This is a genomic window from Streptococcus sp. NLN64 (assembly GCF_015831295.1).
Lineage (GTDB): Bacteria > Bacillota > Bacilli > Lactobacillales > Streptococcaceae > Streptococcus.
The window spans coordinates 1-13218 of the sequence record NZ_JADXDQ010000049.1 but is presented as its reverse complement, the minus strand read 5'-3'; the positions used below and the strand labels follow the sequence as shown (position 1 = coordinate 13218).

The following is a 13218-nucleotide window of genomic DNA, read 5'->3' as shown; positions in this document are numbered from 1 at the left end:
CCCATCTTTATTTATAGAAAAACTTGATCGTTCATAAAAATCATCAGAATTGCAATTGTTTATTGCTTGTTTCTGATGATTTTTTTTGATAGTTACGCAAAGATATTCAGGCTATGAATAATTCGGGTATACTTATCTCAATCCTAATAAAACTTTTCTTTTTCATAATAATCTCCTGAAAGGCCTCGTTGTTAGACGAGGTCTTTCGTTATGTGGTTGAGCTAGAGGATAGTACTGCTCTGCTTGGGAGATTATTATTTTAGGGCACCTCTAAAAACTAAACTCTTAAAAATTCGAACATTGATTTATCAAGATTTCTACGACATGATTTGATGCAAAACCGGAGTTTTTCGAGGTGCCCTTTAAGGTGAAAGTTTCGGCGCTTTGCTCCTCTCTTGATACCTCGCAAGCTCGGTATCCGCCCCTCTAGCTCACAGAGTTCGCAGAGTTCAAAGGTCTTAGAGAACTTTGAAGATATAGGATCAAAATAACGAAGTTATTGTCAAAAGACATCTAATCTCCTAAAAGGGTTCACGGCTGGTCGTGGACTTTTTCGTTTTGCCATCAAAGACTATATCTGGTTTTATAAACACCATCGATTACAGAGTAGATACCAATATAAGACACCATAGGAAGTCAGAGAAGTTGCCTTATACTCATTACATTTCAAAATCTGAATGTGTTAATCCTCTTCGCCGAACCCTCAGTTCTGTCTTCATCGGATTGCCTTTTCAGATTTCGAACTGTTTCGAGTATTAAACTCAGATCAGCCAGCAACTTACCCAATCGCTAAGAACAAGCAGATTGAAAACTACCAATCTAAGTGGAGTGCATAAAAAATCAGCCATACGAGATGTACGACTGATTTCTGTCATGAACTTCATCTTTGGATATTTTACCTGTCTACTTGACAGGGGGCATATCAGAGGGATGTCCGATCTCGTTTTATTTGCTGGCGAGGCCTTTTTTGAGGGATTTCCAGAGGCCGAGGTCGTCGGTTTGGAGGGCGATGCCGGAATAGGATTTGCCGATGAGGTAGGTTAGGGTTGCGGTGGTGGCTAGGAGGAGTAAGAGGGAGAGGAGGGGTTCCAGACCACCTGCGTAGCCATTGATCATGCGGACGGGCATGAGGAAGACGGAAAGGCCTGGGATGTAGGATAGGACTTGTAAGATAAGGGTGTCTTGGCCTCCTTGGCCGAAGATGAAGGTGCCGAAGAAGCCGACCATCACCAAAACTGTGAGGGGTTGAACGGCCTTATTGGCATCTTCTTGGCGGACAACGAGGGCGCCACAGAAGGCAGCGATGACAACATAGAAGCTCAAACCGACTAGCAAGAAAGGCAAGAGGAGCCAATCCAAGTGTGCTAGGAGGGTTTGAAGGAAGGGAAGGGCGGAAGCTCCAAAGGGTTGGCTCAAAAGGAAGAGGTAGGCTAGAACGCCTCCCAAGGCATAAATTCCCAAATGAGTCACCAGCGCTAAGACCACTCCTAAGACACGGCCGTAGAAATAGAGGTCGGCTGGGATGCTAGAAAAAATAATTTCTAGAATTTTAGTCCCTTTTTCGCCTGCAATTTCTTGGGCAGTGGCTGCTGAGTAGGTCAGGGTCATCATGTAGATAATAAAGACTAAACCAAAGATAGCCGCCATTTTAGCACCGAGAGCCATGTCCTGTCCTTCTGGTAGCTCCTCTTTAAAGCTAGGTTGCCGATCCAGAATAGCCATCTGATCTGTGCTTAATTGGGCATTCTGGCGGTTCAGATCAGCTTGGGCTTGGTCCAAGGCTTTTTGGACTTGGTCTTTTTTCTCAAAGGCCATCCCTTCTTCGCCGTGGTAGGTGGCTGTGAGGAGGCCCTTTTCTTCTGAGACGACTAGGTAACCGTTAACCTCTTCTTCTTTTACTGCAGCCTTGGCCGCAGTTTCGTCCGGATAGGATTTAAGGAAATCGAGATTGGACAGGGCTTGGGTTTGGCCCACTAGGGCGATGGCGTTAGAGTCTGAGCCAAATTGGGAACCGACATAGCCTGACCCCATGGAGAGCAAAATCATAAGGAAGGGACCTAGGACTAGGAAAAGGAAGGCCCAGGATTTAACTTGGCGGATGTAGGTTTCTTTGGCGACTAGGAGTACTTGTTTCATTAGGCTTCCTCCGATACTAGTTTAAAGATTTCATCGATGCTTGGGGCTTGCTGGTCAAAGGTGGTGAGGTAGCGGCCTTGGCTAATGCGGTCAAAGAGTTCTGGTCCGGCATCTTCGCTATCCAAGATCAGGCGCCATTTGCCTTGTTTGGTATCCTCGACGGAGAGGACGTGAGGCAGGGCAGCTAATTGTTCCTTATCCAAATCTTGGGAGACAAAGAGGCGGGTGCGGCCGAACTGAAGGCGGACGCTTTGGATGTCCCCATTGAGGGCGATGGTGCCGTCTTTGATCATGATGAGTTGGTCACAGAGTTCTTCCACGTTGGTCATAACATGATCTGAGAAGATGATGGTCGCCCCACGCGCCTTTTCTTCCAGAATGACTTCTTTAAGAAGGCCTGTGTTGACCGGATCTAAACCTGAAAAAGGCTCATCCAGAATGATTAATTGTGGTTGATGAATGAGGGTTACGATGAGTTGAATCTTCTGCTGGTTCCCTTTGGATAAGCTCTTGATTTTGTCACTCATGCGGCCTTTGACCTGTAGTTTTTTCATCCAGATGGGTAGGCGTTCTGCCACTTCTTTCTTGCTCATTCCCTTGAGGCTGGCTAGGTAGCTAACCTGCTCCAGAACCGTCCGCTTGGGCATAAGGCTGCGTTCTTCCGGAAGGTAGCCGATTTGCGAGTAGCGTTCTTTGGTCAGGGGCTGGCCGTCCAGTAGAATCTGACCCTCATAGGTCAGAAAGTTGAGGACGGAATGGAAGAGTGTGGTCTTACCAGCCCCATTTTTCCCGACCAGACCGCAGATGGTCCCGGATGGAATGCTGAAGTTGAGGTCCTTGAGGACCTCCTTGTTCCCATAAGCTTTGGACATGTGTGATACTTGCAACATAAGTTTCCCTCCTTTTCTTTATATTATACTCTTATTTTTCCTTTTAGGCTTCTTTAAGTTAAATTTAAAGGAACTTTTAGTTTTTCTTTTTATACTTATTTGAAAATAAAAAAGAAAAGAAGAACCTCACATGAAGAAAAAACCAATCCTAACCGCTACCATTGCTTTCCTAACCATGGCGAGCTTGGCAGCTTGCAGTCTACAAAGCAGCCAAACGCAATCAACAACAGGCCAAATCGTTAAGCAGAGCACCACAACTCCTCCCATTGATTGGGACAGTCTTCCCAGCAAGGATGTAACGCTGGACGATAAAGGCTTGACCATTACTGAGGCTGGAACTTACGTTCTCAAGGGAAATACCAGCGCAGGGGTGACGGTGAAAACATCTGGTAATGTCCGCCTTATCCTAGCAGGTACAACCATCACCTCCTCTGATGGCCCAGCCATCAATGTAGAGGAAGCTGGAACTGTCCAACTGGAACTTCAAGATGGAACGGAGAACAAGGTCAGCGATTCAAGCACCCACAGCAATGAAGACTTGGAAGGCGCCATCCATTCTGAAGCCGATCTCATCGTGACCGGCCAAGGAAACCTAACCGTTGAAGCTAATTACCAGGACGGAATCGTCTCCACAGACAACCTCTACATCGAAAACGGAACCCTTCAAGTAATCGCGGCAGACGATGCCATCCGCGGCCGAGACAGCGTCACCATCAATGGAGGCAATATTAGCGTCAACGCCCAAGGCGACGGCATTAAATCCAACAACGATGAAGACACCAGCAAAGGGAACGTCACCATCAACGGCGGCGACACCTCTGTATCCGCTGGCGATGACGGCATCAAGGCTGAGTCCAGCCTCGTTATCAATGATGGAAATATCTCTGTCCCACAAAGTGTCGAAGGACTGGAAGGAACCAAGGTCACCATCAACGGTGGATCACTAGACGTCTACGCGACTGACGACAGTATCAACGCAGCCAGCGACGTCACCGGTGCCGATATCTTTATCAAAGTCACCGGCGGTACTATCAAGGTCGAAGTCGGCCAAGGCGATACCGACGCCTTCGACTCCAATGGCAACCTCGAAATCAGCGGTGGTACCATTGATATAACCGCCCAATCCGCCTTCGACTTCGACGGTAGCGTCAGCTTCACCGGTGGAACCGTAACCGTTAACGGCGAAAAACAAACCGAAATTGTCCAAACCGGACCCGGTGCCCCTGGTGGCATGGGTGGTGGACCTGGTGGTATGCCCCCAGGCGGAGGCCAAGCTCCAGGCAACCGTGGATAAGAAAACTCTCTCTCCTCAATTTGGCAGGAGAGAGAGTTTTTCTGTTGCTAGAAGATCTCTGTCAGACGGTAGCGAAGGGGTCTGCGACTGACAACTTGAAGCAAATTCTTATCAACTAACGTTCGCAGAGCCTGTTTAATCGACCGAACAGATACCTTTGGAGCATTCTGGCTTACAATTTTAACCAGTTCTCTTTCCTCCATCCCACTATTATCTGACACGAACAGCTTTGCCTGAGCAAGTACAAAAAGGATGTGTTTTTCTTGTTCCGGAGTCTCTTCCAGAGCATTGATTTTCTCACGATAGTCTTCCAATAAATCCCGTTTTTCAGCTAGGAGCAGGAGGATATCTTCCTGTCCTTCTTGAATAAGGGCTAAAAGACCTTGAACAAAAAAGGTCGCATCAGCGCGATTCAAATAGTCGCCCGTCTGTTGAAAGAGTTTGTAATAAGTATTTTTATGCTCATTGATTTTTTGGGAAATCACAAGCGCGGTGAAAGTATCCAAGTTATTAGCGACTGTCTTAGCCATTAGATAGCGACCAAATCGCCCGTTCCCATCATAAAATGGATGCGTATTTTCAAAGAAAAAATGACCAATACAAACCTTCACTAGAAAAGGAAGTTCTTCATCTCCCAGAAATTGAAGCCAGGACTCCAACATGTTGCATATCCCTTCTTCCGATAAGGGGGGACGATGGATGACTTTTCCTGTCCGATCATCGCTTATCTGAACACCCCCTTTTCGAAAGAGCTCCCCATCCAATTGATCTTCTGAGCCCACTTCCCCTTCAAGCAAGAGATCATAAAGAGAGCGAATATCTTTCAAAGTCTGGAGATTAAAAGTCGTTCCCTCTAAAATCTGCTGGTACATTTTCACCGTTGATAGGTTTTTACGTGTAGATTCTGCATCTGGAGACTCTGTCACAATGCGATGAGCCTCTACCAAGTCCTTCCGCCTTGTCCGAATGCCCTCAATAGCATTTGTGGAGATGATTGACTGATACATTTGCTCACTAAAAAATTGATAATGGGCGACAGCTGGTAAATCCGCTGCCAAATCCTGAATCTTACCAGAAGCAACTGTAATTTTCTCTATCAACATTAGAATCGTCGGCAAGACCACGACGAACAGGGGATAGCTAGATGTTTGGAAGTTTTCTCTTTTCATCAATCTTGGGTAAAGTTGGGTAACAATCGTACTATATCCTTCCAAACGTTGCTGATACTCTCTCTCATAAGCATCAAAATTCCCATAATAGACTTTCTTTAACTCTTTGTAATCCATCAAATCCTCCTCTCTGCTAGATCGACCATTCTGTTACTTAAAAAAATCAAATTTTGTTCAAATAGAAATGAAGCGTTGGATTCTATTTTGTCATTTTAACCCTTTTGTCAAAATAGAATCTCATTTTCTATGCCTATTTTAACATTTTGGCACTTTTATTCAAATAGAAACTATTTCTTACCGTCTATTTTGTCATTTTCTTGATTTTGTCAAAATAGAAGTAAAAGTTAAGGTTCTATTTTAAAATATTTGGGAATTTTAATGGAATAATTTTTAATAAGAAATACCGTTCCTTAGAATTGTCTGACAAATCTCCTTTTTCTCTTTTTTGTGGTATAATGAGTGTGTTTGAACGATAGAGAAGGGGAGGACTGGGTCATGCAAGCCAAGGACATTCAGGTTTCTTATGGGAATCAGCTGGTGCTGGATGGGTTGTCTTGTCAACTGGAATCTGGCAAGGTGACGACCATTATCGGGGCCAACGGCTGTGGCAAGTCCACTCTTCTCAAGGCTTTAACGAGGATTCTCCCCTTAGACAAGGGGCAGGTGATTCTGGATGGGCAAGTCCTTGCTCAGATGAAAACCAAAGAGGTGGCCCGCAAGTTAGCCTTGTTACCGCAGGTACAGTCGGCGACGGAGGGGATTACCGTTTTTGATTTGGTCTCTTATGGGCGGTATCCACACTTGTCAGCCATGGGGCGTTTGGGCTCAGAGGACCGGGAGAAGATTGCCTGGGCTATGGAGGTGACGCGAGTGGCGGACTTTCAGGACCAGCCGGTGGACGCCTTGTCTGGTGGGCAGCGGCAGCGGGTCTGGATTGCCATGGCCTTGGCGCAAGATACGGACTGGATTTTTTTGGATGAGCCGACGACTTACCTGGATCTCAATCATCAGCTGGAGGTGCTAGAGTTGTTGGCAGACTTGAACCAAAGCCAGGGCAAGACCATCGTGATGGTCTTGCATGATCTCAATCTGGCAGCCCGGTTTTCCCATCGTTTGTTGGCCATGAAGGATGGGCACATCGCTTTTGAGGGTTCGGTCTCAGAGGTGATGTCAGCTGAGGTTTTGCGTTCTATTTTTTCCATAGAGGCGCAAATTGTCCAAGATCCCATCTACGGCAAGCCTGTTTGTCTTAGTTATCAGCTTTTAAAAGAATAGGAGAGATTATGAAAAAACTGCTTACTTGGTTAGGTCTCGGCCTGCTACTTGTGACACTTGCGGCCTGCGCGTCGTCCTCTTCCACATCCAACGCTAAGGTGGACGTTGTCCTCTCAAGCAAGCCAAAGATTGACGGCTTTGATTACTCGGGGGATATTCCCCAGAATCCTCAACGGATTGTCAGTCTTTCCTCTAGCTATACCGGTTACCTCTACCAGCTCGGCTTTGATCCCGTGTCGGTCACAACTTATGATGCCAAGAATCCCGTCCTCAAGGACCGGGTCAAGGATGCGCAAGTGCTTATGCCAGAAGATTTGGAAAGCATTGCCAAAGCCAACCCTGATTTGATTGTCGTTGAGTCCAACGACCCTAACCTCAAGGAGCTGCAGAAGATCGCGCCAACCTTGGCTGTAACCTATGGCAAGAACGACTATCTCCAACTCTTGAATTCCTTTGGTCAAGTTTTTGGCAAAGAAAAAGAAGCGGATGAGTGGATCGCCAATTGGAAAGACCGGACAGCCAAAATCGGCCGAGAACTCCGTAACCAGTTGGGAGAAGATGTGACTGTGACGGTCATGGGCCTCTTTGAAAAAGACATCTACCTCTTCGGAAATAACTGGGGCCGTGGGGGTGAGGTTGTCTACCAAACTCTTGGTTTCAAGGCCCCTCAAAAAGTGCAAGAGGAGGTCTTTAAACCTGGCTATCTAGCGGTCAACCAAGATGCCCTCCCAGAGTATCTAGGGGACATCGTCGTCGTAGCTGCTGAAAATGAAGAAACAGGATCTGCCCTCTACGAAAGCAACCTCTGGAAATCCCAACCAGCTGTTGAGAAAAATCGGGTCCTCAAAGTTGATGCCAACGCCTTCTACTTCAACGACCCACTCAGTCTAGAATACGAATTAAAAACGATCCAAGAAGGATTCCAAAAAATGATGCCTAACTAATTTCAAATAAAAAGACGAGAAAAGCCGATGAAGATAGTTCAACAGGTCCGGGGGACCTGTTGAATATTATCAATTTAGCGTGATTACACGTAATCAAAGAAGCTTAACAATGTCAGATTTTGAAATTCAATGAATATGAACTAGGAGTTCCTATGAAACCAACCCCAACAGGGATTCCGCAAAACAAGCCAAGATTTTTTTGGCTTGTTTTTTGCAGTCTCGCCCTCCTTATCCTCGGTCAAGTCCTGCTCAACCTCAGCTGGGGACAACCTTGGTACGATTTTGACGCCGTCCTGCAAGTTCTCTTGCATCCGCAGCAGCAGGAACAAATCAGTTTGATTATCTGGGATATCCGCCTCCCACGCGCCCTGGCTGCTCTAGTAGTGGGAGCCAGTTTAGCCGTTTCCGGCGCCCTCATGCAGGGTCTAACCCGCAATCCCATCGCTGATCCCGGTCTCCTTGGCATCAATGCTGGGGCAGGACTAGCCTTAGCTGGGGGGTATGCCTTTCTGGGCGCCCTCCACTATAGCCAGATTCTCCTCCTCTGCCTCTTGGGGGCGGGGGTGGCAACCGCTCTCGTCCTAGGTCTTTCCTACCGGCGGGGACGGGGACTGGAACCCACCAGTCTCATCTTAGCCGGAGCCATGGTGGCCAGTCTCTTTACGGCTCTGGGACAGGGCTTCATCCTAGCCTTCAACCTGTCCACAGCCATTATTGGCTGGCTAGCTGGTGGACTAGCCGCAACCAACTGGCAGATGCTGGCCGTCATTGCGCCGCCCATCCTGATTGGCCTCTTCCTAGCCCAAATGCTAGCATACCAACTAACGATTTTCAGCTTAAACGAAGAAGTGGCTCAAGGGCTGGGACAGGACACAGCCTGGTTCCGTTTAGTTCTCTTGCTAGTCGTCCTCCTGCTCTCTGCCGCTGCCGTAGCCTTGGTCGGAAGTCTAGCCCTTGTGGGACTGATTATCCCCCACCTACTCCGCCGTTGGATCGGACACTCCTATAGCCTGCTCCTTCCCCTAGCTGCCATGACCGGAGGCAGCTTCCTCCTCCTGTGTGACCTGCTGGCCATCCTACTTCCTGGCACCCCTCTCAATGCCTTGATCAGCCTCCTACTGCTACCGATTTTCTTGATTTTGATGCGAAAAGGACAATTGTATGAACCAACCTAAGCGGCTGTCCCCAGCCCTAAAAATGCTGATACTGGTCCTCCTGGTTCTGGTTAGCTCGCTCCTTTCCCTGGCCATGGGGGATGTAGAATGGAGGCTAGCAGACCTGGGAGACCTCCTCCAAGGCCAAGCCTCCAACCAAATCCGCTTCATTCTCCAAGAAATTCGTTTACCACGAATCTTGGTCAGCCTGTTAGCAGGGGCCTCTCTGGGCTTGAGCGGTGTCTTATTACAGACCTTCACCCGCAATCCTCTAGCGGATTCCTCGACCTTGGGAATGAACGCTGGAGTTGGCCTGGTTCTGACCCTAGCCTTGACGCAGATGGATCTAACCGATCCCTTCTTGATCCGCTACCTTCCCTTTTTGGCCATCCCAGGCGGACTTGCTACGGTTGCCCTCGCTTCTTTTCTTTCCCACAAAAAAGGAGAGGGGATTCAACCCGTCAAGCTGATCATCGCCGGGGTAACCCTCTCCACCATCCTCTCTTCGAGCCTGGTCGCCATCACCGGCCGCGTCAATACTCAGAAACTCAACTATGTCATCTCCTGGCTGGCTGGTCGGATGACGGGAAATAATTGGGATAGCCTGACCCTGGCCGCCCCCATCCTCCTGATCCTCTGGATCCTGACCTACACCCAGGCACGCCCCCTCAACCTCCTCCAACTCTCTGACCAAACCGCCATTGGGTTGGGACTAGCCCTCAGCCGCCAACGCTGCATCCTCCTCATCCTAGCCAGCGCCCTCGTCGCCTTCAGCCTAACCCTAGCCGGCAACATGACCCTCGTCGGCCTCCTAGCCAGCCACATCACCCGCATCCTCTTCCCAGCCGACCACCGCTGGCGCCTCCCCGCTGCTCTCCTAACCGGTGCCCTGCTCCTCCTAACCGCCGACACCCTCACCCGCACCTATCTAGTCGGCAGCAACATCCCCACCGGCATCACCCTCACCCTCATCGGCAGCCCCTACTTCCTCTACCTTCTACGAAAACAGATGAGAAATAGGTAAAAACACCAAAGTCAACAAGAACTCTGGTGTTTTGTGTAGGAAGAACGACTTTTAAAACTCACAAAATTCACTCTAAAAGAAGATTAGTCTCCCTCTTCAAATCTCTTCAGCAACTTCTCCTGGTAAGCATCCATCAATTCAAGGTTCCCAAATAACTCCTCCGCACTTGGAACCTGATCAAAAGTCCAAAATTGACCATCTTTAAAACGAATACCTGGTGTAGGAGAATCAAAACGATACTTTGCTCCATAGCGATCTAAAATTTTACGGATATCTTCTCGTGTTATTTCCATAGGATACCTCCCAGATTCATTCCAATTACGACCTCCCTATTAAAAGACAACTATTCCTCCATCTCAAGGGCTAAACGTGTACGACGCTCATGCTCTTCGATTAAGGCGGGGTCACTAAACATCTCACTTGGTAAAGGTAATTGATCAAAAGTTAAGAAACGACCATCCTTGTAATGCACACCAGGATTAGGAGAATCAAAACGACATTCCATACCATAGCGACTAAAAACTCTACGAATATCTTCTCGTGTTATTTCCATAGGATACCTCCCAGATTCATTCCAATTACGACCTCCCTATTAAAAGACAACTATTCCTCCATCTCAAGGGCTAAACGTGTACGACGCTCATGCTCTTCGATTAAGGCGGGGTCACTAAACATCTCACTTGGTAAAGGTAATTGATCAAAAGTTAAGAAACAACCATCCTTGTAATGCACACCAGGATGAGGAGAATCAAAACGACATTCCATACCATAGCGACCAAAAACTCTACGAATATCTTCTCGTGTTATTTCCATATGACACCTCCAAAATTATGATTCCAGTATCCCAATTCTCTAAAAAGGAATAAGAGACTGATCAAAAATACAAAGTTGATCTGATAGTTGTGAAAAACCACTAGAACCAATCCTTGTTTTGGTTGAAAGAAAAGTTCTTCTAACAGCCTTTGATACGTACCGTGTCAAGTAGACAGTTGAAATAAATAAAATGTTTGATACCAGACTGCCTTAAATTTAGGCGGTCTGGTTTTTCTTATTGGCAATATTTTTCCAAAAATCAATGTATTTTTTAGCTTGCTTAATTGGATACTGGGTTACTTGTTGGGGATTCGCCTTTGCCTCAGCTCTTACTTGTGCAGGTGTCTTTCCTTCAAATCTTTCCTGTGGATCATGATGATGGTAGTAATCAATTGTTTTTTCATACGCTTCCTTCATCTCTTCGAAAGTAGCTACATTGGGATACAGCACCTCTCGCATTTCCTTTATTTGTCCTTGCCAACCTTCTAATGGGCCATTATCGATACACCGACCCACCCGAGACATTGACTGCGTCATCCCCTGTTTTTCTAATATATGGGCAAAAGGTTTTCTTGTAAATTGAAATCCTCGATCACTATGGAATAAGGCCTGACTATCTGGTTCTTCTTTAAGGGCATTCTTAATAGCTGAATTCACTAGTGCCGTGTCATTTCTGTTACCTATTGCATAGCCAACAATATAACGATCATATAGATCTAAGATTGCACATAGGTATATTTTTTGGTTTGTTCCAGAAACTTTCTCTTCTGTAATATCGATACACCATTTTTCGTTTGGTCGTTTTGAATTAAAATCACGATTGAGAATATTTTCAGCTGTCTGATCAGGGGTTGAAGTGGTATAACGTTTCCGCTTCTTATATTTTGGCTTTGTTGGAATAAATATTGTTCACACACATCAAACGAGCTACAGTTCGTCGGTAGATTGGTTTTTCTCCAGCTTCTAGCTCATTGTTCAACATAAGTGTCATTTTAACTGAACCAAATAAACTATTATTACTTTTAGAGATTTCTAGAATCCTGTCAAGAATGGTTTGGTCTCTCAGTTCACGTTGACTGGGCTTGCGCTTTAGCCATTTATAGTAAGCAGCACGACTAATATGAGCCAACCGACACATCCAATCAATAGGCCAACCTTTTTCTTCATGATAATTTTTAATTAATTGGTATAGCTTGATTTTTAGCTGCCGATTTTGAGCGATTACTCGTTGTTTAGGTTGTCCTGTAACCAACTCCTTTCTAATTCCCTCACTTTTTTTAAGAATTCACTTTCTTTCTCGCTTATTTCAAGCCTTCTTTCAAGTTCTTTAATTCTTCGATTTGCTTTTTCTAACTCAGACAATTCATCTTCACTACGTTTGCGTCCACGATTGTCAGTCAGCCCTTCCAAACCATCAAGTTTATACTTTCTGCACCAGCTATAGACTTGGGCATAGCTACAGCCAAATTTCCGAGCTGTCTCCTTATAATTTGAATCATGATTTAAACAATATTGAACAATTTCTAAACGTTCTTCTTTCGTTGTTTTTCTGCTAGCCATCTCATAGACCTCCGGGATAGGATTGTAGTCCTTTAGTTCTTGATGACTATTATACTTGATAATCCATTGGCGTAGTTGATAAGGAGATCTTAGTCCAAATTTTGAAGCTATTTCTAAAAGAGAACCTTCTCCTAATTTATAGGCTTCAACACAGCTAAGTTTAAACTCTGTAGTATAGCTTTGATTATGCTTCGTGGACTGTAGCCCTTCAGGACCCTGAGATTGATACATTTTAATCCATTTTCGAATAGTACTGCAATCAACACCATATTGAAGAGCTAGCTCGGAACTTGAAGCTTTACCTTCAATGTATTGGGTTACCGCTTTTAGTTTATCTTCAAAACTAATTTTACTTTTACGCGACATAATAAAAATCCTACTTTCGTAAACAGTACTTTATTTATTTGTACTGTCTACTCAAGTAGGACTATATCAAGCCTTGTAACGAGGATTTTTTTCAAAAAATAAATCTAACAAGGCACATCGATATCGATACTCATCAAATTGTCTTACATCCAAAGACTCAAAGTCAATCACTTGATTCAAAGATCGGGCAAATAAATCCAGAGTATTCAAATCAGCCAAGGCATTCAAGTTCAATAATTCATCCCGCGATAAGGTTAATGGAAAGTATAATACCACCGGACTATCGTAGGCATTCCGACACTGATTTCTAGCCCACCACTCTGCCTGCTTCTCATCATCCACAAAGAAGTAAACGCCATTCCCCAACCAATGATTCGAACGATTTCTGACCCTAAATTGTTGATCCATCATGATAGATAGAGCCTTTTTCTCACTCGTTCCATGAAAACAACCAAATATTATAGTTATTTAGTTTTTAAATAGTATGTTATTGCATCAGTTATAGAGTCCATCTTGCGAAGTAATTCTGTAACTGATTTTTTTAGAATAGCCCAACTTTGCTCAATTGGATTTAATTCTGGAGAATACGGTGG

At 45.6% G+C, this 13218-nt stretch carries 15 protein-coding genes; 5 read left to right on the top strand and 10 right to left on the bottom strand.

The genetic code is table 11. From position 1 onward, the window contains the following. Positions 1-945: 945 nt before the first annotated feature. Both I2503_RS07360 and I2503_RS07355 read right to left on the bottom strand, forming a co-directional pair. A complete protein-coding gene (locus I2503_RS07360; protein ID WP_196967530.1) occupies positions 946-2136 on the bottom strand; it encodes an ABC transporter permease in 1191 nt (396 codons plus the stop codon). Next, positions 2136-3026, bottom strand: coding sequence for an ABC transporter ATP-binding protein (locus I2503_RS07355; protein WP_196092415.1), 891 nt, complete (start codon positions 3024-3026; stop codon positions 2136-2138). Before I2503_RS07355 ends, I2503_RS07360 begins: the two co-directional genes overlap by 1 nt. 130 nt (positions 3027-3156) lie before the next feature. On the opposite strand from I2503_RS07355, the gene I2503_RS07350 reads away from it, so the two are divergent. Then, positions 3157-4320 (top strand): carbohydrate-binding domain-containing protein, encoded by a 1164-nt coding sequence (locus I2503_RS07350; protein WP_196967529.1) that lies wholly within the window; start codon positions 3157-3159, stop codon positions 4318-4320. Positions 4321-4367: 47 nt separating this feature from the next. On the opposite strand, the gene I2503_RS07345 is transcribed toward I2503_RS07350, so the two are convergent. Next, the gene (locus I2503_RS07345; RefSeq protein ID WP_196967528.1) at positions 4368-5606 is read right to left on the bottom strand and encodes a Fic family protein; all 1239 of its coding nucleotides are present in this window, start codon (positions 5604-5606) and stop codon (positions 4368-4370) included. 378 nt (positions 5607-5984) lie between these two features. Between I2503_RS07345 and I2503_RS07340 the strand changes: the two genes are divergently transcribed. The 4 genes from I2503_RS07340 to I2503_RS07325 all read left to right on the top strand — a co-directional run bounded on the left by I2503_RS07340 (position 5985) and on the right by I2503_RS07325 (position 9886). Next, positions 5985-6764, top strand: coding sequence for an ABC transporter ATP-binding protein (locus I2503_RS07340; protein WP_196967531.1), 780 nt, complete (start codon positions 5985-5987; stop codon positions 6762-6764). Positions 6765-6772: 8 nt separating this feature from the next. Then, positions 6773-7708 (top strand): iron-hydroxamate ABC transporter substrate-binding protein, encoded by a 936-nt coding sequence (locus I2503_RS07335; RefSeq protein WP_196092344.1) that lies wholly within the window; start codon positions 6773-6775, stop codon positions 7706-7708. A gap of 152 nt (positions 7709-7860) precedes the next feature. Further along, positions 7861-8883 (top strand): iron ABC transporter permease, encoded by a 1023-nt coding sequence (locus I2503_RS07330; RefSeq protein WP_196092343.1) that lies wholly within the window; start codon positions 7861-7863, stop codon positions 8881-8883. Continuing rightward, positions 8870-9886: an iron ABC transporter permease gene (locus I2503_RS07325; protein ID WP_196967527.1), complete on the top strand. Its 1017-nt coding sequence runs from the start codon at positions 8870-8872 to the stop codon at positions 9884-9886. The genes I2503_RS07330 and I2503_RS07325 overlap by 14 nt, the downstream gene beginning before the upstream one ends. An 83-nt stretch (positions 9887-9969) precedes the next feature. Here the strand turns inward: I2503_RS07325 and I2503_RS07320 are convergent, their stop codons facing one another. From I2503_RS07320 to I2503_RS07295, 7 genes are all read right to left on the bottom strand, one after another. Continuing rightward, positions 9970-10179, bottom strand: a complete 210-nt coding sequence (locus I2503_RS07320; RefSeq protein ID WP_196967526.1) for a hypothetical protein — start codon at positions 10177-10179, stop codon at positions 9970-9972. Between the two features lie 50 nt (positions 10180-10229). Further along, complete coding sequence (locus tag I2503_RS07315; RefSeq protein WP_196967525.1) at positions 10230-10439, bottom strand: hypothetical protein; 210 nt, start codon at positions 10437-10439, stop codon at positions 10230-10232. Between the two features lie 50 nt (positions 10440-10489). After that, positions 10490-10699 carry a hypothetical protein gene (locus tag I2503_RS07310; protein ID WP_196092340.1) on the bottom strand — a complete coding sequence of 70 codons (210 nt, stop codon included), beginning with the start codon at positions 10697-10699 and terminating at the stop codon, positions 10490-10492. Positions 10700-10915: 216 nt separating this feature from the next. After that, positions 10916-11527, bottom strand: coding sequence for an IS3 family transposase (locus tag I2503_RS09655; RefSeq protein ID WP_348769626.1), 612 nt, complete (start codon positions 11525-11527; stop codon positions 10916-10918). A gap of 49 nt (positions 11528-11576) precedes the next feature. Then, positions 11577-11951 (bottom strand): IS3 family transposase, encoded by a 375-nt coding sequence (locus I2503_RS09650; RefSeq protein WP_247644698.1) that lies wholly within the window; start codon positions 11949-11951, stop codon positions 11577-11579. Beyond that, positions 11921-12625 carry a helix-turn-helix domain-containing protein gene (locus I2503_RS07300; RefSeq protein WP_196967524.1) on the bottom strand — a complete coding sequence of 235 codons (705 nt, stop codon included), beginning with the start codon at positions 12623-12625 and terminating at the stop codon, positions 11921-11923. The genes I2503_RS09650 and I2503_RS07300 overlap by 31 nt, the downstream gene beginning before the upstream one ends. A 66-nt stretch (positions 12626-12691) precedes the next feature. Then, positions 12692-13036: a hypothetical protein gene (locus tag I2503_RS07295; protein WP_196967523.1), complete on the bottom strand. Its 345-nt coding sequence runs from the start codon at positions 13034-13036 to the stop codon at positions 12692-12694. Positions 13037-13218 lie beyond the last annotated feature (182 nt).

Excerpts from the sequence above, each read along its gene's own strand:
- I2503_RS07360 (WP_196967530.1), bottom strand. The coding sequence starts at position 2,136 with ATGAAACAAGTACTCCTAGTCGCCAAAGAAACCTACATCCGCCAAGTT.
- I2503_RS07355 (WP_196092415.1), bottom strand. The coding sequence starts at position 3,026 with ATGTTGCAAGTATCACACATGTCCAAAGCTTATGGGAACAAGGAGGTC.
- I2503_RS07350 (WP_196967529.1), top strand. The coding sequence starts at position 3,157 with ATGAAGAAAAAACCAATCCTAACCGCTACCATTGCTTTCCTAACCATG.
- I2503_RS07345 (WP_196967528.1), bottom strand. The coding sequence starts at position 5,606 with ATGGATTACAAAGAGTTAAAGAAAGTCTATTATGGGAATTTTGATGCT.
- I2503_RS07340 (WP_196967531.1), top strand. The coding sequence starts at position 5,985 with ATGCAAGCCAAGGACATTCAGGTTTCTTATGGGAATCAGCTGGTGCTG.
- I2503_RS07335 (WP_196092344.1), top strand. The coding sequence starts at position 6,773 with ATGAAAAAACTGCTTACTTGGTTAGGTCTCGGCCTGCTACTTGTGACA.
- I2503_RS07330 (WP_196092343.1), top strand. The coding sequence starts at position 7,861 with ATGAAACCAACCCCAACAGGGATTCCGCAAAACAAGCCAAGATTTTTT.
- I2503_RS07325 (WP_196967527.1), top strand. The coding sequence starts at position 8,870 with ATGAACCAACCTAAGCGGCTGTCCCCAGCCCTAAAAATGCTGATACTG.
- I2503_RS07320 (WP_196967526.1), bottom strand. The coding sequence starts at position 10,179 with ATGGAAATAACACGAGAAGATATCCGTAAAATTTTAGATCGCTATGGA.
- I2503_RS07315 (WP_196967525.1), bottom strand. The coding sequence starts at position 10,439 with ATGGAAATAACACGAGAAGATATTCGTAGAGTTTTTAGTCGCTATGGT.
- I2503_RS07310 (WP_196092340.1), bottom strand. The coding sequence starts at position 10,699 with ATGGAAATAACACGAGAAGATATTCGTAGAGTTTTTGGTCGCTATGGT.
- I2503_RS07300 (WP_196967524.1), bottom strand. The coding sequence starts at position 12,625 with ATGTCGCGTAAAAGTAAAATTAGTTTTGAAGATAAACTAAAAGCGGTA.
- I2503_RS07295 (WP_196967523.1), bottom strand. The coding sequence starts at position 13,036 with ATGATGGATCAACAATTTAGGGTCAGAAATCGTTCGAATCATTGGTTG.